Origin of the sequence: Carnobacterium sp. FSL E2-0243, from assembly GCF_038003605.1 — a bacterium.
GTDB lineage: Bacteria > Bacillota > Bacilli > Lactobacillales > Carnobacteriaceae > Carnobacterium > Carnobacterium maltaromaticum.
This window is the reverse complement of the sequence record NZ_JBBOPM010000001.1, coordinates 2,603,828-2,622,863: the sequence shown is the minus strand read 5'-3', so window position 1 is coordinate 2,622,863 and position 19,036 is coordinate 2,603,828. Positions and strand designations below refer to the sequence as shown.

The following is a 19,036-nucleotide window of genomic DNA, read 5'->3' as shown; positions in this document are numbered from 1 at the left end:
AGATAAATAAGAAGGAGGTTTTTTTGATGAGCTTTGATATTGAAAGTTTAGCTCGTTTTCAATTTGCAATGACAACAGTGTTTCACTATTTTTTTGTGCCCTTATCAATTGGTTTAGCTTTAACTGTTGCGATTATGCAAACAATGTATGTTGTTAAGAAAAATGAAATGTACAAAGAAATGGCAAAATTTTGGGGACATATTTTCCTATTAAGTTTTGCAGTAGGGGTTGTAACGGGGATTATTCAAGAATTCCAGTTTGGTATGAACTGGTCGGATTATTCACGTTTTGTCGGTGATATTTTTGGAGCACCATTAGCCGTAGAGGCCTTACTAGCCTTCTTTATGGAATCAACCTTTATTGGTTTATGGATGTTTGGTTGGGACAAGTTTAATAAAAAACTTCACTTAGCATTCATTTGGTTAGTTGTATTTGGTTCAATGATGTCTGCTTTCTGGATTTTAGTAGCCAACGGCTTTATGCAACATCCAGTCGGATATGAGTTAAACAATGGTCGTGCTGAGCTAGTTGATTTTGGAGCAGTTTTAACCAGTCATCAAGTTTGGTATGAATTTACGCACGTTATCTTCTCTGCAATTATGTTAGGTGCTTTTGTAGTCGCTGGACTTTCAGCTTTCAGATTATTGAAAAAAGAGCACAAAGCATTTTACCAAAGTTCATTAAATATTGGTTTAGTTATTGGTTTAGTTGCAGCTGTATTAACAATTGGAGCTGGGGATTTACAAACGAAAGCTTTAGTTAATGATCAACCAATGAAATTTGCGGCAACTGAAGGTTTGTATGAAGATTCAGGAGATCCTGCATCATGGACTTTAATCGGTTTCCAAGATACCGATAAAAAAGAAACTGTTTGGTCTATTGAAATTCCTTATTTATTAAGTATTCTTTCTTTTAACAAGCCAGAAGGTGGCGTTAAAGGAATGTTAACTATTAACGAGGAATTAATTGCACAGTACGGCAAGCAGAATTATTTCCCACCTGTTAAAACATTGTTTTGGAGTTTCAGAATTATGGCAGGAAGTGGCGTATTTTTAGCTTTAGTCGCAGTGGTTGGCTTATGGTTTAGTCGTAAGAAAAAAACATTATTAGAAAAGAAATGGCTTTTATATGTCATCGCATTTTGTACATTTGTTCCATTTATTGGGACAACAGCCGGTTGGTTAATTACTGAATTAGGTCGTTATCCTTGGACTGTCTACGGATTGTTTACAATTGCTGACTCTGTTTCACCAAATGTTTCTGTAACAGCATTACTAATTAGTAATACAATTTATTTCTTATTATTTGCTAGTTTAGGTTCCGTTTTAGTTTATCTAATTACTCGAGAATTAAATCAAGGACCGTATCATGAAGCAAAAGTGAAAGATCATGATCAAAAAGCAAACGTAGATCCATTTGAAAAGGAGGCATTCAAATAATGGCTGATATTAGTGGATTACAGTTTTTCTGGTTTATTTTAATAGGTGTATTGTTCGCCGGTTTCTTCTTTTTAGAAGGTTTTGACTTTGGAGTCGGAATGTCAACACGTTTTCTAGCTCGTGACCGCGAAGAGCGCGATCAAGTCATTGGCACAATTGGGCCCTTCTGGGATGGGAACGAGGTTTGGTTAATAACAGCCGGTGGGGCAATGTTTGCTTCGTTTCCAAATTGGTATGCTGCTGTATTTAGTGGTTATTACTTGATTTTATTCGCAATCTTATTTGGTTTAATTATCCGTGGTGTTTCATTTGAATTCCGTCATAAAATGGCAACTGAAAAAGGCCGTCATTTCTGGGATTGGACGCTATTCTTCGGGAGTATTATCCCACCATTTTTCTTTGGTGTTTTATTTACTAGTATGGTAAGTGGTATGCCTTTGGATGCAGATGGAAATATGATGGCAACTTTTACTGATTATTTCACACCATTCTCAGTAGTTGGTGGAGTAGCTGTAACATTACTTTGCTTCTTACATGGTTTAAATTATATCCGTATTAAAACATTAGGTGACATTCGTGAGCGTGCAGAAGCTCTAGCTAAGAAATTGTATATTCTTTTATTTGTTGGCTTAGTTGCTTTCGCTGGATTACTGTATTTCTATACAGATTTCTTTACAGTTCATTTAGTTTCAACTTTAGTACTTCTAGTAATCATTATCTTGTTAAGTGTAATGGCTACGTATGGTGCTTACAAGAATAAAGAAATGTTATCATTTATTACAAGTGGGTTAACTTTAATTGCTGTTGTAGCATTGTTATTCTTTGGATTATTCCCAAGATTAATGGTCAGCTCACTAGATCCAGCTTATGATTTATTAATTGCTACTGGATCAAGTTCACCTTATACGCTTAAATTAATGACATGGATATCGTTATCGATTCTGCCGTTTGTGTTAGGCTATCAAGGTTGGAGTTACTACATTTTCCGCCAACGTATTTCTAAGGAGAAAGCGGTGAAATATTAATTATGATGGATAAACGTTTATTGAGTTTATCTGGCATGAAAAAAATGATGGTGATGCTTGCAGGGATTTCGTTCCTGCAAGCTTTTATGATTATTTTTCAAGCTAGATATTTAGCTCTTTCAATTACAGGTTTATGGAATGGTGAAGGTTTGACGAGTCAGTTTAGCCATATGCTGTTCTTTTTTTTAGCATTTGCAGGACGTCATTTACTGACTTTAATTCGTGAAAAAGTATTAGACCGATTTTCTTATGAAAAAGGGAAAGAATTACGCAAAGAATTGTTAACAAAAGTCTTTTCTTTAGGACCAAATCTCGTTCAAAAAGCTGGAACAGGTAATGTTGTCACAATGGCTTTAGAGGGAATTCGTCAGGCTGAAAATTATATCACGCTTTTTTTATCAAAAATGATGAATATGATGATTATTCCTTGGTTGGTTTTAGCGTATGTCTTTATGTTAGATGTTGATTCAGGCGTGACGATGATTATTGTTTTCCCAATTATTATTATTTTCATGGTAATTTTAGGCTATGCTGCGCGTGGGAAAGCGGATCGCCAATATGAAACTTACCGTGTTCTTTCTAATCATTTTGTCGACTCTTTACAAGGCTTAGAAACCTTAAAGCTTTTAGGTTTAAGTAAGAAATATCAAAAAAATGTTCATGATGTTAGTGAGAGTTATCGCAAGGCAACGATGAGCACATTGAAAATTGCGATTTTATCCACTTTTGCATTAGATTTCTTCACAACGCTATCAATCGCCGTAATCGCTTTATTCTTAGGACTGCGCTTGTTAGATGGCGGTTTGACTTTATTACCAGCTTTAACTGTTCTAATCTTATCGCCAGAGTTTTTCTTGCCATTACGTGAATTTTCAAGCGATTATCATGATACACTAGATGGAAAAAATGCAATGGGGGCTATTTTAGATGTTTTAGCTTTAGAAAGTCCAACAGATGTGGATATTTTAACAGAAGCGGAAGGGAAATGGACTGTTGATAGTCAATTAGTAATTAAAGATTTAACAGTTCAGTATGAAAATAGTGACACTTCTGCTTTAAAAAATATTGATTTTAACTGGCAAGGCTTTGGTAAAATTGGTTTAATCGGTGCGAGTGGATCTGGTAAATCTTCGTTTATTGAAACAATAGGAGGTTTTTTACAGCCAGAGTCTGTAGCCGAAATTAAAATAAACAATGTTAAGGTTCCTCATTTTGCGCAACGGAATTGGCAAAAAGAAATGCTTTATATTCCGCAAAAACCCTATTTATTTCATGATACATTAGCAAATAATATCCGTTTTTATGTACCTACTGCTAGCGATAATGAAGTTGAAGCTGCTGCTGAAAAAGCTGGATTAAAAGACTTTATTAAAGAGTTACCAGACGGGATAGAAACAATTATTGGCGAAAGTGGTCGTATGATAAGTGGTGGACAAGCACAACGTGTGGCAATAGCTCGGGCGTTTTTAGATACTGAACGCAAAATTTTATTGTTTGACGAACCAACGGCTCACTTAGACATTGAAACGGAAGTTGCTTTGAAAGAAGCAATATTGCCATTAATGGACAATCATTTAGTCTTTTTCGCAACGCATCGACTTCATTGGACGAATGAGATGGATTATATTTTAGTAATTGATAATGGAGAAATTGTTGAGGCAGGAACACATGAAGAACTGCTAGGCAAAGCGGGAGCTTATGTTGCTTTGATGAATCAAATGAGAGGAGGAAACCATCATGAATAAAAAAAGAGGGCAAGAAATTCGTGAAACCTTCTCTCAAGATACTTGGGTGAAGCCTTATTTGACGAAATATCGTAAATTACTGTATCTCGTTTTATTTTTAGGCTTTATGACTTTATTTTGTGGCAGTGCGTTGATGTTTACTTCTGGTTTTTTAATTAGTAAATCAGCTAGTATGGGTATTTCTATTCGAAATGGTAGTAATGAAAACATTATGTTAGTTTATGTGCCGATTGTTTTAACTAGAGCATTTGGAATTGGCAGACCTAGTTTTCGCTATGTCGAACGCTTAACAAGTCATAATTGGGTTTTGAAAATGACATCTGATTTACGTGTTAAACTTTATCGTTCATTAGAAAAAGATGCTATATTCTTTAAGGGCAAGTATAAAACTGGAGATATTTTAGCTGTTTTAGCAGAAGATATTGAACATATTCAAAATTTGTATTTACGTACGATTTTTCCAACACTAATTTCTTGGGGAATTTATGTGGTCGTTGTGATTGCTTTAGGTTTCTTTTCAATCCCATTTGCGATTATGATGTTGATTATGTTGGCTGTTGTAACGATCCTTTTACCGCTAGTTTCACTTTTAGTTAATGGAGCTCGAATGTACTCACAAAAGACAGCACGGACAGGATTATACAATAAATTAACAGATGCTGTTCTAGGTGTAGGCGACTGGTTATTTAGTGGTCGTAAAAGTGATTTTATTGCCAGTTATGAAGGCAATGAGTTTGATGTACGAAAAGATGATGCGAAAATCAAACAATTTGATCGTACACGAGATTTTATTGTCCAGTTAATTTTTGCTCTAATTGCTTTAGTTGTTTTAACTTGGACTAGTATGATTTTTCAAGGAGAGCACGGCGGAGCCGCTAACTGGATAGGTGCTTTTGTCTTAGCTATATTTCCTTTGATTGATGCTTTTGCTCCGGTTCCAAGTGCGGTTTCTGAATTAACTATCTATGAAGATTCAGTTAAACGTATGAATGCCTTGCCAGTTGTAGAAGAGACTGAAGTAAGTCCTGGTACACTAGCAGCGATAAAAGAGTTGGAAACAGAATCATTTAAAGAACTTTTGATTGATGATGTTTGTTTTTCTTATGAACAAGATCAAAAACAAATTTTAGAGAATGTGACTCTTCGTATTCCTAAAGGTAAAAAAATAGCGATTTTAGGCAAAAGTGGAGCGGGTAAAAGCACATTAGGAAAATTAATTCGTGGTGACTTAAAACCGCAACAAGGAAGAGTTTTATTAAATAATGTTTCAACTTACCAACTGCAAGATACCGTTGCAAATTGGATAGGGGTCATCAATCAAAATCCTTATCTTTTCAACACAACGGTCTTAAATAATGTTCGTTTAGGGAATATAAATGCAACGGATGAAGAAGTTATCGCTGCTTTATATCAAGTTGGTTTAGGCGAGATGCTAGCAGCTTTACCTGATGGTTTTCATACAATTGTTGAAGAAGCAGGTGGACGCTTCTCAGGAGGCGAAAGACAACGTTTGGCGTTAGCTCGGATTTTATTACAAGATGCACCAATTGTCCTATTGGATGAACCAACAGTTGGCTTAGATCCGATTACTGAACAAGTCCTATTAGATGTTCTTTTCAATGTGTTGTCGGATAAAACCATTATCTGGATTACCCATCATTTACAAGGTGTTGATCAAATGGATCAAGTTGTGTTTATTGAGTCTGGAAAAATTGAAATTGAAGGCACTCCAAAAGAGTTATTAGCCAACAATAAACGTTACCAAACACTCTACCATTTAGATCGTGGCGAATAAAATTAAATGACTAAGAAGCCTCTCATTTTTATGTGAGGCTTTTTTTTTTTGAAAAATAGCGTGAAAATAAAAAGATAAGTTCCTTTTTACATATAGTTTAGTTGAGTAAGATCAAATAAATCAATTGGAAGGTGTAAGTATGTATAAGAGTAAAAGGGGTTACCTAGCTAAAGAAGATGGTCAGAACTATATCGATTTTGCGCGAGATATTAAAGTAGCCAAGTATTTATTACGGAAAAAATTTCCTTTTCAACAGGTATTAGATGCTACAAATTTAAATCCTAAAGAGCTTAGTATGGTGATTAAAGAAGTACGTAAAGAAGCTAATTATCAATACGAATAGAGAGGATGGTTAGTAAACAATAGAAAAAAGACTAGGATTATAGATAAATCCTAGTCTTTTTGTAAATTTACGAATTAGTTGTTGCTTAGTCAGAGTCAATATGAAACATAGTCAATTTATTTAAATCAATAGGGCTCACTTCTGCGACTATTTTTGTTCCATTGTCCAAGTATTCTTCGCTTTCAACGGCTGCTTTTTCATTTAAATAAGCAACATATTGTGTTTGATTATAGGGAATTAAAAAGGTAGCTTTTGTATATTCCTTAAAAATCGTACTTTTGATGATCTCAACTAGCATACTTAAAGATTTTTCATCACGTGCAGAGTAGATAAAATGATTATCCTCATAGGTTGGATAAGAAATTTCAGGAATTAAGTCTGCTTTATTATAAGCTAAGATGACGGGAATATCTAATATCCCAATTTCAGCTAATGTTTTATCGGTTGTATCCATCATTAATTGATAGTTAGGATCTGAATAATCAACCACATGAATTAACAAATCCGCTTGTTTGGCTTCCTCAAGTGTTGAGCGAAAGGCTTTAACTAATTGATGCGGTAATTTACTGACAAATCCGACAGTATCACTTAATAAGAATTTTTTCCGATCAGGTAGCACAATTTCTCTGACACTTGTATCTAAAGTAGCAAAAAGCATATCTTTTTCAAAAACAGTTTTGGCTTCTTGAGAATGAAAATGCTGAAGTAATTGATTCATCGTTGTTGATTTTCCAGCATTTGTATAGCCGACTAAGGAGACTAATGGAATCTGATTTTTTTGTCGCTTATGTCTTCTAGTTTGCTGTTCTTTTGTAATGGATTCTAATTCCTGATTTAAACGTTTAATTTGATTTTTTATTGTTCGACGATCCAGTTCAATTTGTTTTTCACCAGAACCACGATTATTAAGACCAGATCCACCACCTTGTTGATCCAAAATTGTTCCTTGATCTGTACGAAGTCTAGGCATTTCGTAGTTTAGTTGAGCAATTTCAACTTGTAATTTAGCTTCTTTACTTTGAGCTCGCTCTGCAAAAATAGCCAATATTAATCGTGTTCGATCAATGACTGTTAATTCAAGTTGTGCTTCTAAGTTGCGCAATTGAGTAGGAGTTAATTCATCGTTCGTTACAATAGTATCAACTTCTAATTCAGCTGCTAAGTTGATAATTTCGGTTAATTTACCTTTTCCAACGTAAGTGGCAACATGTGCTTTGGCTAGATTTTGACGAATCTCACCAACAACCTTAAGTTGGTTAGCAAAAGCTAATTCTTTTAATTCGGTCATTGAATAATCAAAATTTTCTTGATTTCCACTGACACCTACAATAATAATATTTTTTTCCATATAAAAAGACCTCCTGAAATTTTAGTTTCAGTGCGGTCAGGAAAGGCAAACAGAAGTCATACTCATGATGGAGAAGAGAGTACAAAAAAGAAGCCTGATCGTTTCAGCGCTTCTTCAATAATTTATTCAAGAATGAAAAAATGGACGCACTATACCAATCCCAACCTGTAAAATTACAGGTTATCCGCACTATTTAGTTAGTTAGGCATGAAACTGGGAAACGTAAGCGTATAAAGTACATTTTTTTTCAAGCTCCTTTGTAAGTTCAATTTGTCAACGATATCATTCTAACACGGAGAAAAAAAGAATGCAAATCTTAGAGTACAGCTAAATCTTATTCAAGCTTGTTTTGTGCAGAAGAGTAGTAAATAAGTTAAAAGACGATTCACCTTAAAGGTGAATCGTCTTAAATAGTGATTAAAAAAATGCTAAAAAGATTTTATTAGGAAAAGTAGAGTGATTTTTACAAATAATTAAGTCAAATTATTGTTTTACAACTGGAATCCACATTTCGCCAACTAAAACGCCATCGCGAGTTCCCATTTCAACACTTGTATTTGGTCCACCAACATAAGCAACATTGGTTACCTCTGGTAGCACTTGGCCAAATGTCATCCCTGTTAAATTGTTACTTAATTCCTCAGAAGTCGCACCTTCACCTTTAACTACTAGATACTCTCCTTTAGGGAATTGAATCAACCTTGTAGCTTCTGGTAACTCTTCCTTTGACATAACCCCTACATAATACATCATTTTATTGTTCACAGCTTCATTGACAATAAAGAAATAACTATTTGAAGCAACTGATTTTAAGGTATCAATTGTTCCATCCGCTTGTACTTTTTGAAGAAAATCTGATTTTTCTTGGTTGATACCAACAAAATCGGTATAGTCACTTTTTAGCTCAACCCCAAATCCTAGAATTGTAAAACTTTCTTTTTCCTCTAATACATAATTTGACATGTCGCATCCTCTTTTCTTTAATTATTAAAAAGTTCGTTGAGCCGATTAGCTCTGACAAAAAGATAGGAAAATACACACAAAGTATCTTTTTACTTTGAGGGGATTTTATCTTCTTTTCGAAGAGTTGGCTCAAAAGAACTAGCCTACTAATTCAAATGTTTTCTTTTTTCATTTGATAAGTATATAATAACTTTAAACCATGTCAAAAAATGATACTGTTTAGGAGGAATTGATGAATAAGGTAGAACGAATTAATACTATGATGCGTTATATCAACAATCGTGCTCATTTTACTATTTCCGAAATTATGTCAGAATTTAATATTTCTCGATCAACAGCGATTAGAGATATTAATGAAATAGAGACTATTGGTATTCCTTTGGTATCAGAAGTTGGAAGAAGTGGTGGCTATTTTGTCATGAACAATTCTTTTTTACCCGCAATTCGTTTCACTAACAATGAGGTGAAGGCTCTTTTTATTGCATTTATGGCAACGAGAAACCAGCAGCTTCCTTATTTAAGTAGCCGCCAGTCATTAGCTGAAAAGTTAATCGGTCTAATTCCAGAAAATCAGCAAGATGATTTAGTCAATTTAAATCAAATGCTATTGTTCGAAGGAACCAATCCTTACAATCCTGATTTACTTGATTTATCCGATTTACCTCACCCAATCTTAGAAAAATTAATTCAATTTTTTCTAATTGATCGTTATTTAATTTTAACTATTAATGAAGAAAAAAAACTGATACAAATAAAATTTTACTTGGTACATCTCTACAAAGAAAAAAATAGTTGGCATTTAGAGGGACTTGATTTGACTAGCAAAAATAAACGAAAATTTCAAGTAGACAGCTTAGAAGATGTAGAAATTTATCCTACGAAAAGCAGGTTGAGCGCTAAGCAAATTCAGGAACATATGACAAAAATTGAAAAGGCACCAAATATTATTATTGAAATGGGGCTTGAAGCTATTTTACAGTTTAAAAAATACAGCCCATATCGGTTGTCGTTATTTTATATCAATCCTTTTCAAACAAAAGCGCTATTAAAAATAGTTGTAGATGTAACTAAACAAGCAGAATTAGTAGAAATGGCTAATTGGTTATTATTTCTTGGAGAAGATATGCACATAAAAAAGTTACCCAAAGAAATAGAAGACTATATTCAAACAAAAGAGTTAGTTAATCGGTAGTTAATAAAGTTGAAATTACACTGGTTAAGGCTAGTTTTTATGATCCAGACCTTCGTAAAAAAGATAAATTCCCAAAAAAGTAAAAAAAACACTTTTCTTGGAATTTTCTATTTTTCGGTCAGGCCTAACCGGCTCAACAAACTTTTTATCAAGGCCAGTTCTTATGAGCCAACTCTTCGAGAAAAAGATAAAAATTCGAGAGGACAAAAAGCGTCCTATCAATTTTTCCTATTTTCTTGCCAGAGCTAATCGGCTCAACAAACTTTTTATTAAGGCCAGTTCTTATGAACCAACTCTTCGGAAAAAAGATGAAATTTCGAGGTGACAAAAAGCGTCACATCAAATTTTCCTATTTTCTTGCCAGAGCTAACCGGCTCAACAAACTTTTTATTAAGGCAAGTTCTTATGAGCCAACTCTTCGGAAAAAAGATGAAATTTCGAGGTGACAAAAAGCGTCACATCAAATTTCCCTATTTTTCTGCCAGAGCTAATCGGCTCAATAAACTTTTTATTAAGGAGTAGATAGGTATGGAAGAAGTATTAGACAAAGGGCCTTTTTTTCATGGAACAAAGGCAAATCTAGCGATAGGAGAGTTTTTAGAGCCTAAGCACGAATCAAATTTTGAAGAAAAGAGAATTTCAAATTATATTTACTTTACTGGGACGTTAGATGCTGCCAAATGGGGAGCAGAATTGGCTGTAGGAGCTGACTTAAAAGAACGGATTTATCTAGTTGAACCACTAGGTGAGTTTGAAAATGATCCAAATCTGACGGATAAAAAATTCCCGGGAAACCCAACTCGATCTTATAGAACGCTGGGGCTTTTGAAAATAGTTGGGGAGCTTGCTTCTTGGGAAAGACACTCTGAAGAAAGTATAAATACGATGCTGACTAATTTAGAAGCTTTACGGAATTCTGGTTTGGCTGAAATAGACGACTAGACAAAACTTGCTAGATAGTAGCTGATTTTAGAATGTGAATAAAATAAATAGCCCCTTCGGATAAAATGACGAAGGGGTTATGCTTAATGGTCTCGATTCAGTAACTGCCTTGTTAAGGTGCATAGAATTTCTTTTTCTGGTTGATTTGGTAATTTTTCTAGGGATTTTAAAGCTTTATTCGTATAGCGTTCTGCTAAGTCTTTTGCTAGTTCAACACCTTTATAGCGTCTAATTAAATCTAGAATAGCAGCAATGTCAGCTTGATCCATAGATGCACCTTTATTTAAATAAGGTTCAAATTCTTTTTTATGGTCTTTCATAGCCAAAATTAAAGGCAGTGAGTAGACTCCTTGTTTGACATCTTCAAGAACTGGTTTTTTTAGCGTTTCACTATTTTCAGTATAATCTAAAATATCATCTAAAATCTGAAAAGCAATGCCAATATTATGGCCAATATGATAGCTAAGTGTTGTCACAGCAAGGTCTGCTTTGCCAACTTTAGCTCCTTCAAAACAACTTAAAGAAAAAAGTTGCGCCGTTTTACCTGTAATACGGCGTAAGTATTGGCGAAGAGTCACTTCAGTATTGTAACGTAAATGCATTTGATCAAGCTCACCAATTAATATCCGCTTCATGGTAAAGGCATTTAGTTTAAGTGTTGAAAAAGAATCGATTGAGTCAGCAATTAAACCAAAATAAACGGCAAACAGAAAATCACCAGTATAGACAGCAATATCTTTCCCATATTGGGATTGGACAGTTTGACTGCCACGACGTGTAGGTGAATCATCGATAACGTCATCGTGAACAAGAGTAGCCATATGCAAAATCTCTAGTGAGGCTGCAGTATATACAATTTTTTTATGGTTTTTTTTATCAAGGGAACCAAATCGTGAAAAGAGAATAAAGTATGCAGGGCGTAATAATTTTCCACCAGAATGCAATAAATCATTGATGGTTTGTTGAATATCTTTATTTCGAATGCGGACTTTTTTCTCAATTACATCGTAGGTCTCTGCTAAATCATGTTTGATTTCAGGGAACGGTTCCCACATTGGATGAATCGGCATAGTTGAGGTCCTTTCAATAGGAGTTAATCCTGAGCTTATTTGAGTACAGAACTAGCTAGACTTTTTATCGACTCTATTTATTAAATAGGAATGATTATTTATAATTTGGCTAGTAACAGTCTTAAATTTATCGTATTCCAGACCAAGTGTCAATGATTGTTGTTTAAAAAGTTGGAAAATTCATAATTTCAAAAAAACGTAAATGATTTTCCTTGACTTTAGCTAGGCTTCACTGCATATTTAAGAGGCTGATAAATCTAGTTTATTATAGAAAAAGGAAGGTTTTTATGAAATTTAAAACATTTTTAGAACTCGTTGAAATGCAGGCCAAAACTGCGAGTATTTTACCTTATTTTATGGGGATTCTCTTTGCTTGGTACCATTATGAAGAGCTACATTTAATCAATTTAGTCTTATTTTTTATTGCGATGTTTTTATTTAATATGGCAGTTGATGCGATTGATAATTATATGGATTATAAAAAAGCTTCAAAAGAACATAATTATCGAGAAGAAGTCAATGTTATCGGGAGAGAAAAAATCCCAATGCCATTAGTAGCGACGCTAATTATTTTGATGGTTGTTGTTTCAGCTGGATTGGGTTTATATTTGGTTAAACAAACAGGGCTACCTTTATTGTATATGGGCCTGTATTGTTATTTTGTTGGAATATTTTATTCATCTGGTCCAAAGCCAATTTCTAGTATGCCACTTGGAGAACTGTTTTCTGGTTTTACAATGGGTTTTATGATTTACATTATTAGTATCTATGTCAATGCCTACAACGTTATGACTTTTGACTTAAGAACGTTCCTTATTATCTTATTTGCCTCAATTCCAAATATGTTTGCGATTGCGAATTTAATGTTAGCGAATAATATTAGTGATTTGGATGAAGATAGAACAAATAAGCGCTATACACTACCGCATTACATTGGTAAGAAAAATGCCTTATCTTTATTTAAATGGTTGTATATTTTAGCATTTGCAGCTTTGATCATTGCGGTCTGGCTAGGTATTTATCCAAAAATGATGTTATTCACTCTAGTAGCGATTCCATTAGTACGCAAAAATACTAAAAGATTTTTAGCTAAGCAAGTTAAGTCAGAAACATTTGTGTATGCCGTTCAAAATTTAGCTGCGATTACTTCGTTACAAGTGCTAACATTTGCACTAGGAATTTGGTTAAATTTTTAAAAGAAGTTGGAATTTATAAACAAAAATATTTATTGATAAATACTGAGAATACTGCGATAATATAACTATGGTTAAATAAATTAAAGAACAAGAGGGAGCCACAACAATATGAACGTATTAAGAGGTCAAATTCAAGTTGAAAAATATAATTTTGAACTTGCTACAGGATCATCAGCAGCAGAAACTAAAGTTGAAGTATTAATTAATGAAGTTGTACCTACAGAAGAAGCAGATAAAGGCATTTTGGAAGAAGGAAAAATGTTTCGTATGGAAGTCCCTTTTGCATTGCAATTGGAACGTTTTAAGATTGATGGACAAATCAGCCAAATTATCCAAATACCAGAATTTTTTGGTGTACCAAGTGAGATAGCTGTTGAAGATATGCGTGAATTATCACGACCTTTAATTAAATATATTGAACGTTTAACGTATGAAGTAACTGAAATAGCTTTTGATGAACCAGGCTTCGCTTTAAACTTTGAATAAAATATTTTTTCCTCACTTATTCTTTTGAGTAAGTGAGGAATTTTTTTATTTCTAAGAATAAAAAATAGTGCTTATTATAGATAGCCTAAGTCTACAAAGCTTGTGAAATCACTATTTTATTTTGTTCTAACGTTGTTTAAGATAACAGTGACCTCTTGTTTTTCGGTAAGTTCGTGAATAATAATCTAAGTGAAATGTTGTTAAATTAGTATTTATGTACAAATATTCACAAACTATCTAGTTGACTTTGCTTACTATAACGCTGTATACTAACTACGGTTTACTAAACAAACATCGTAAAAAGTATGATGAAAAAGAGAGAGAGTGTATTTAATGGATAAAATGAAAATTGTCATTCTAGGTGCTGGATATGGTGGCTTACGTGCACTGAAAGGATTGCAGAAAAAACATCTTAATGCTGAAATTACCCTTGTGAATAAAAATGAGTATCATTATGAAGCAACTTATTTACATGAAGTTGCAAGTGGTGCAAATCCGCCAGAACGTATTAGTTTCGCAATTAAAGATGTTGTAGATACGAAACAAACAACTTTTATTCAAGATACTGTTATTAAAGTGAATAAGGATGACAAAACAGTTGAGTTAGACAAAACTGGACTGATTTCATATGATTATTTAATTTTTGCACTTGGATTTGAGTCAGAATCTTTTGGTATTACTGGAGTAGATGAATATGCATTGCCAATGGTTGATATCAATACGGCTGTAGCTATTAAAGAACATATGCATCGCCAATTTGCACAATATGAAGCTACCAAAGATGATGCTTTATTAAGTATCGTTGTTTGTGGAGCAGGCTTCACTAGTATTGAGTATTTAGGTGAACTTACTCAGCAAATGCCAAAATTAATCAAACAATATAATTTACCAGCAGATAAAATTCAATTAACTTGTATTGAAGCTATGCCAACATTGTTGCCAATGTTCGTTGAAAAACTATCAACTTATGGCATTCAAAAACTTAAAGATCGTGGCGTTAAATTCTTAGTTGGTACACCAATTAAAGAGGTAACGGCTGATACTGTTATTTATGAAGAAAATGAAGAGCGCAAATCAATTAAAGCGAAAACGATTGTCTGGACAACTGGTGTTAAAGGAAGTAGCGTAGTTGGCGGTTCTGGATTTGAAGAGCGCCGTGGTCGCGTAATGGTTGAAGCTGATTTAACTGCTCCTGGTTATCCAGAAGTCTTTATAATTGGGGATTGTTCAGCAGTTATGAACCCAGAAAATAATCGTCCTTATCCAACGACTGCTCAAATTGCTTTAAAACAAGCAGATGCAGCAGTGGCAAATTTAGTTGCTAAGGTGAATAATCAACCGATAGTTCCATTTACATTTAAATCGCAAGGTTCAGTTTGTTCAATTGGAAATAATGAAGCGATTGGTGAAGTCTTAGGGGCTAACTTAAAAGGCTATCCAGCTTCAATGATGAAAAAAGTAATTGAGGACCGCTCATTAAGCCAAACGGGTGGATTAAAGATTATGTTTAGTAAAGGTCGTTTTGATTTATACCATTAAAATAAGTAGATTATAGCATTACTAGGCAACTCTAGAGAGATTCTGGAGTTGTTTTTTTATATTTTATAGAGTAATATGCTATACTTTTAACTAAGTAGAAAAATTTAAAAACGGGGTGCAAGATGGGGAATATTGATGTATTTAATCGAGTAGCTAGTAAGTACGATACACCTGAGAGAAGTGAAATTGCAAAAATCACAGCTAAAGAAATCCAAAAGCATATTGTGAATGGAAAAGATAAAACAGCGATTGATTATGGCTGTGGAACAGGCCTAGTTGGACTGGAATTGGTAGCTGATTTTGAGACACTTCTTTTTGCGGATGCCTCTCAAAGTATGGTAGAGGTTGTGGAAACAAAAATTGAACAGGCTACTATTAAAAATGCTAAAACCCTTCTTTTAGATATTGAAGAGGTGTCAAATAGTGATATACAAGTAGATTATATCTTTTTAGTACAAGTGCTTCTTCATGTACAAGATATTCAACCCTTACTATCAAATTTATATAAATTATTAAAGCCGAATGGTCATTTGTTGATTGTTGATTTTGATTATAACGAACAGGTTAATTCAGATAAAGTTCATAATGGCTTTAAACAGCAAGAGCTCATTCAACTAATGGAAAAAATTGGATTTGTAGAATCAAATGCTGAAATATTTTATCATGGGAAGAATATTTTTATGAATCAGGATGCCTCTTTCTTTATTTTAGATGCAGTTAAGCCTGATTTAAACGATTAGAAGTGCGCACCATGTAGTATCAAGATAATTATTTCTAAAAAAAGCTAGCAAAACTTTGCCAGTTTGTTACAATAGTAAAGGTAGGAAATAAGTTCAAGTTGCTTTTTATAGAGGCATTTTATTTTCAATGTAAGTATTTTAGTAGTTAAGCGTATGGTTTTTAGAAACTGGAGGAGATTTATTTTGGGAAAAGGATGTACATTTTATTTTGTCAGACATGGGGAAACTTATTTTAATCGTTATATGAAAATGCAAGGGTGGTCAAATACTCCGTTAACAAAAGATGGTCGTTTTACTGTGATTAGAAGCGGCAGAGGCTTATCGGATATTCGTTTTGATGCTGCTTATTGTAGTGATTTAAGTCGGACGAAAGAAACGTTAGAGATTTTATTAGAAGAAAATTTCACTTCACGTAATTTAAAAATTCAAGAAATGCCTGAATTTAGAGAAGCATTCTATGGCTCTTTTGAAGGTTCTGATGTGGACGAAAGCTGGGCAACAATTAGTAAGGAATTAGGTTATGAAACGGCAGATGAGATGCGTGAAAAAGCGACTTTAGCAGATCGAATGGATGGGACAAAAGCAGCTGATCCCTTACATGATGCAGAAGATTTTTTAACTTTTTGGTTACGTGTTGAAAAAGGCATGTTGCAACTGATTGAAAAGCATCGTGAGACGGATCAAAATATTTTGATTGTCGCTCATGGAAATACGATTCGGAATCTGTTAAATGGAATTGTACCTGAATTAGAAATGCCGACTTCTGTTGACAATGCCAGCGTTTCAGTCGTGAATTATCATGATGGCCAGTATCACCTAGAGCGCTTTAATGATACAGGACATTTTAGATAGAAATAAATGTAGCGTTAGGGGTAATTCCTAGCGCTTTTCTCTAGTTATAAGAATTGATTTAGGCTAGTTTTTATGAGCCAGTCCTTCGGGAAAAAGATGAAATTTTGAGGTGGCAAAAAGCGCCACATCAAATTTCCCTATTTTTCTGCCAGGCCTAACCGGCTCAACAAACTTTTATTAAGGAGGAATATAGTTGAAACCAACAGCATTAGTTTTTTTTGATTTAGATGGAACTCTATTAAATCAACATTCCGAAGTTGAAGAGGAAGTAGTTGAGGCCTTAGAGGCAGTTAAAGCCAAGGGTGGAGTACCAATTATCGCGACCGGACGAACGAATATTGAATTTGAGCATATTGCGGATGCGACTGGAATTGATTCTAGTGTCTCAATGAACGGCCAGTTTATTACTTATGAAGGCACCGAAGTGTATCGCAATGTTTTGCCAAGCGAATCGTTAAAACGCTTAAAAGCTGCAACGGATGAACGTGAGCTAGGGCTATCATTTTATACAAATAAATGGGTGAAAACAAGTGTAGAAAATGAGACTCTCCACAGAGCATATGCTTTTATTCATGCAGATATTCCTGAAATAGATCCAAAAGCTCATTTAGTAGATGACATTTTTATGGCATTAGTTTTAAATGAAGATCCAAGTCATGATGACTATTTTAGAACCTCTTTTCCAGAATTTTCTTTTTATCGCAATACTCCCTTTAGTATGGATACGATTATTAAAGGCAATTCAAAAGCAACAGGGATTCGGCAATTACAAAAAGCAATGGGGTTAGAATCTGTGCCAACCTATGCTTTTGGTGACGGACCTAATGATTTAGAAATGTTTCAAGTGGCAGATTATTCAGTAGCGATGGGAAATGGAATTGCTGCTTTAAAAGAGCGAGCTAGTTTTATTTCGGCAAGCAACATTGATGGTGGAATTGTTAAAGGTTTGGACTATTTCAATTTAATCTAGACAAAACTAGCAGGGAAAAAATATCTCTGCTTTTTTTTTATGGTGATTCGTGTTAGAATAGGAACAGAGAGTATTTTAGGAAGACACAAGGTCATTCCTATCCGTTCAAACTAAACCCAGCTTTTTTACGGGGGCGTTACGGATTCGACAGGTGTAGGTCGAGCTTGGATTGCGTTTCGTAGGTTACGTCTACGCAAAAACGTTACCAGTTAAATATAACTGCTAAAAACAATAATAACTCTTACGCTCTAGCTGCCTAAAAACAGTTGACGTAGATCCTCCCGGCATCGCCCATGTGCTCGGGTAAGGGTCCTATAATAAGTGGGATACGCTAAATTTTTCCGTCTGTAAAGTTTAGAAGAGATTATCAGACTAGCGATGCATGATGCCTGTTAGGCGGCTAATGTTCAGCGAAACCTTAATAGCATGACTATGAACGTAGATGTCTAAGTGCCGATATGCTTGGACAGGGGTTCGACTCCCCTCGTCTCCATATTGTGGTTATTTTAGATGATAACCTAAAAATGAAACCTATTTAAAACGTTGATTTAACAACGATTTAAATAGGTTTTTTTGTTTTAGGGAAATTAAAATAATAGTTAGTTTTAATTATTTCAGTACACTAATTGTACACTGAAATCAAATTTAATAATTTCCATAAAAATTCTATTTTTGTTATTAGTGAATTGACAGAATCCGATTCACTTTTTTCTAATCTGTTTAAAATACCTTCATAAATAGTTAAACTTGTAATAATTTACTATGACCTGATCATTTTGACGCATATTTACTGGCATTATTTTCTTAACTATTTTTATGAATAGTCGTAAAAATTTATAAGCCGATTTAAAGTAAATAGATCAAATTTAATTAAGATAGTGGGAGTTATATAGGTATATGCAGTACTAATATCCATATCTAATATTGGAGATAGAAGTCAACTCTTTAAGTTTTTTTGATTGATAGTCAGATAAAGTAACGCCATCATTTCTGATTGCTTTAGAAATATCTAAGTTCATTCGACTTAAAATCAGAGGAACAGAAGCGCCCTTTTGTTTTAACTCTTCAAGATAATTTTCTAACACTTTTTTTAGCGATTCGTTGCCTAAGTCTGTTTTTAAATCATCTAATAAATCAGTGATAATGTTTTCTGCCTGATTTGATCGTTCTTTTCCTCCAGAAAACCATTTTAACTTACCCATAAAATATCACTCCTTAATTTTATATATTTATGATTTTAGTTGATAGTATAAGTTTCTTTACATCATGTTGAAACTAGCCTATTTTTGTTAGTATAACATAATTCCTAAGACTATAAAAAAATATTTTTATATATTTATTTTTGTTTTAAATGTAACTTACAAATATAAAAAGTGCAAAATGTTTTAGGA

17 protein-coding genes and 1 other RNA gene are annotated in these 19,036 nt (G+C 33.9%); 14 read left to right on the top strand and 4 right to left on the bottom strand.

From position 1 onward, the window contains the following. Window positions 1-26: 26 nt before the first annotated feature. From MHI00_RS12535 to MHI00_RS12515, 5 genes are all read left to right on the top strand, one after another. On the top strand, window positions 27-1,439 hold the full coding sequence (locus tag MHI00_RS12535) for a cytochrome ubiquinol oxidase subunit I (RefSeq protein ID WP_341114030.1): 1,413 nt from the start codon (window positions 27-29) through the stop codon (window positions 1,437-1,439). An 8-nt stretch (window positions 1,440-1,447) separates the two neighbouring features. Continuing rightward, window positions 1,448-2,464 carry a cytochrome d ubiquinol oxidase subunit II gene (cydB, locus tag MHI00_RS12530; protein WP_029451128.1) on the top strand — a complete coding sequence of 339 codons (1,017 nt, stop codon included), beginning with the start codon at window positions 1,448-1,450 and terminating at the stop codon, window positions 2,462-2,464. Window positions 2,465-2,466: 2 nt separating this feature from the next. Beyond that, a complete protein-coding gene (cydD, locus tag MHI00_RS12525) occupies window positions 2,467-4,209 on the top strand; it encodes a thiol reductant ABC exporter subunit CydD (protein WP_010050931.1) in 1,743 nt (580 codons plus the stop codon). Next, window positions 4,202-6,004: a thiol reductant ABC exporter subunit CydC gene (cydC, locus tag MHI00_RS12520; protein WP_341114026.1), complete on the top strand. Its 1,803-nt coding sequence runs from the start codon at window positions 4,202-4,204 to the stop codon at window positions 6,002-6,004. Before cydD ends, cydC begins: the two co-directional genes overlap by 8 nt. 139 nt (window positions 6,005-6,143) lie before the next feature. Next, window positions 6,144-6,347: a hypothetical protein gene (locus tag MHI00_RS12515; RefSeq protein WP_057000608.1), complete on the top strand. Its 204-nt coding sequence runs from the start codon at window positions 6,144-6,146 to the stop codon at window positions 6,345-6,347. A gap of 85 nt (window positions 6,348-6,432) precedes the next feature. Here the strand turns inward: MHI00_RS12515 and hflX are convergent, their stop codons facing one another. After that, entirely contained in the window at window positions 6,433-7,695 is a 1,263-nt protein-coding gene (hflX, locus tag MHI00_RS12510) for a GTPase HflX (RefSeq protein ID WP_341114023.1), read from the bottom strand. 483 nt (window positions 7,696-8,178) lie between these two features. Continuing rightward, complete coding sequence (locus tag MHI00_RS12505; protein WP_056999686.1) at window positions 8,179-8,658, bottom strand: GyrI-like domain-containing protein; 480 nt, start codon at window positions 8,656-8,658, stop codon at window positions 8,179-8,181. A 232-nt stretch (window positions 8,659-8,890) separates the two neighbouring features. Here MHI00_RS12505 and MHI00_RS12500 point away from each other — a divergent pair, with 232 nt between their 5' ends. Continuing rightward, window positions 8,891-9,850, top strand: a complete 960-nt coding sequence (locus MHI00_RS12500; RefSeq protein ID WP_341114021.1) for a helix-turn-helix transcriptional regulator — start codon at window positions 8,891-8,893, stop codon at window positions 9,848-9,850. 528 nt (window positions 9,851-10,378) lie between these two features. After that, the gene (gene arr / locus MHI00_RS12495; RefSeq protein ID WP_332631819.1) at window positions 10,379-10,792 is read left to right on the top strand and encodes an NAD(+)--rifampin ADP-ribosyltransferase; all 414 of its coding nucleotides are present in this window, start codon (window positions 10,379-10,381) and stop codon (window positions 10,790-10,792) included. Between the two features lie 83 nt (window positions 10,793-10,875). Here arr and MHI00_RS12490 read toward each other — a convergent pair whose 3' ends face one another. Continuing rightward, the gene (locus MHI00_RS12490; protein WP_010050942.1) at window positions 10,876-11,862 is read right to left on the bottom strand and encodes a polyprenyl synthetase family protein; all 987 of its coding nucleotides are present in this window, start codon (window positions 11,860-11,862) and stop codon (window positions 10,876-10,878) included. A gap of 287 nt (window positions 11,863-12,149) precedes the next feature. Here MHI00_RS12490 and MHI00_RS12485 point away from each other — a divergent pair, with 287 nt between their 5' ends. From MHI00_RS12485 to ssrA, 7 genes are all read left to right on the top strand, one after another. Beyond that, on the top strand, window positions 12,150-13,058 hold the full coding sequence (locus tag MHI00_RS12485) for a prenyltransferase (RefSeq protein WP_010050944.1): 909 nt from the start codon (window positions 12,150-12,152) through the stop codon (window positions 13,056-13,058). Window positions 13,059-13,166: 108 nt separating this feature from the next. After that, window positions 13,167-13,544 carry a DUF1149 family protein gene (locus MHI00_RS12480; protein WP_010050946.1) on the top strand — a complete coding sequence of 126 codons (378 nt, stop codon included), beginning with the start codon at window positions 13,167-13,169 and terminating at the stop codon, window positions 13,542-13,544. 333 nt (window positions 13,545-13,877) lie between these two features. Continuing rightward, window positions 13,878-15,083 carry an NAD(P)/FAD-dependent oxidoreductase gene (locus MHI00_RS12475; RefSeq protein WP_035064382.1) on the top strand — a complete coding sequence of 402 codons (1,206 nt, stop codon included), beginning with the start codon at window positions 13,878-13,880 and terminating at the stop codon, window positions 15,081-15,083. 122 nt (window positions 15,084-15,205) lie between these two features. Beyond that, on the top strand, window positions 15,206-15,823 hold the full coding sequence (locus MHI00_RS12470; RefSeq protein ID WP_332490002.1) for a class I SAM-dependent methyltransferase: 618 nt from the start codon (window positions 15,206-15,208) through the stop codon (window positions 15,821-15,823). A 183-nt stretch (window positions 15,824-16,006) separates the two neighbouring features. Then, window positions 16,007-16,675 (top strand): histidine phosphatase family protein, encoded by a 669-nt coding sequence (locus MHI00_RS12465; RefSeq protein WP_010050950.1) that lies wholly within the window; start codon window positions 16,007-16,009, stop codon window positions 16,673-16,675. Window positions 16,676-16,868: 193 nt separating this feature from the next. Continuing rightward, complete coding sequence (locus MHI00_RS12460; protein ID WP_010050952.1) at window positions 16,869-17,645, top strand: Cof-type HAD-IIB family hydrolase; 777 nt, start codon at window positions 16,869-16,871, stop codon at window positions 17,643-17,645. A gap of 129 nt (window positions 17,646-17,774) precedes the next feature. Beyond that, window positions 17,775-18,141: a transfer-messenger RNA gene (ssrA, locus tag MHI00_RS12455) on the top strand. A 409-nt stretch (window positions 18,142-18,550) separates the two neighbouring features. Here the strand turns inward: ssrA and MHI00_RS12450 are convergent. Next, complete coding sequence (locus tag MHI00_RS12450; RefSeq protein WP_317912414.1) at window positions 18,551-18,847, bottom strand: bacteriocin immunity protein; 297 nt, start codon at window positions 18,845-18,847, stop codon at window positions 18,551-18,553. Window positions 18,848-19,036: the final 189 nt, after the last annotated feature.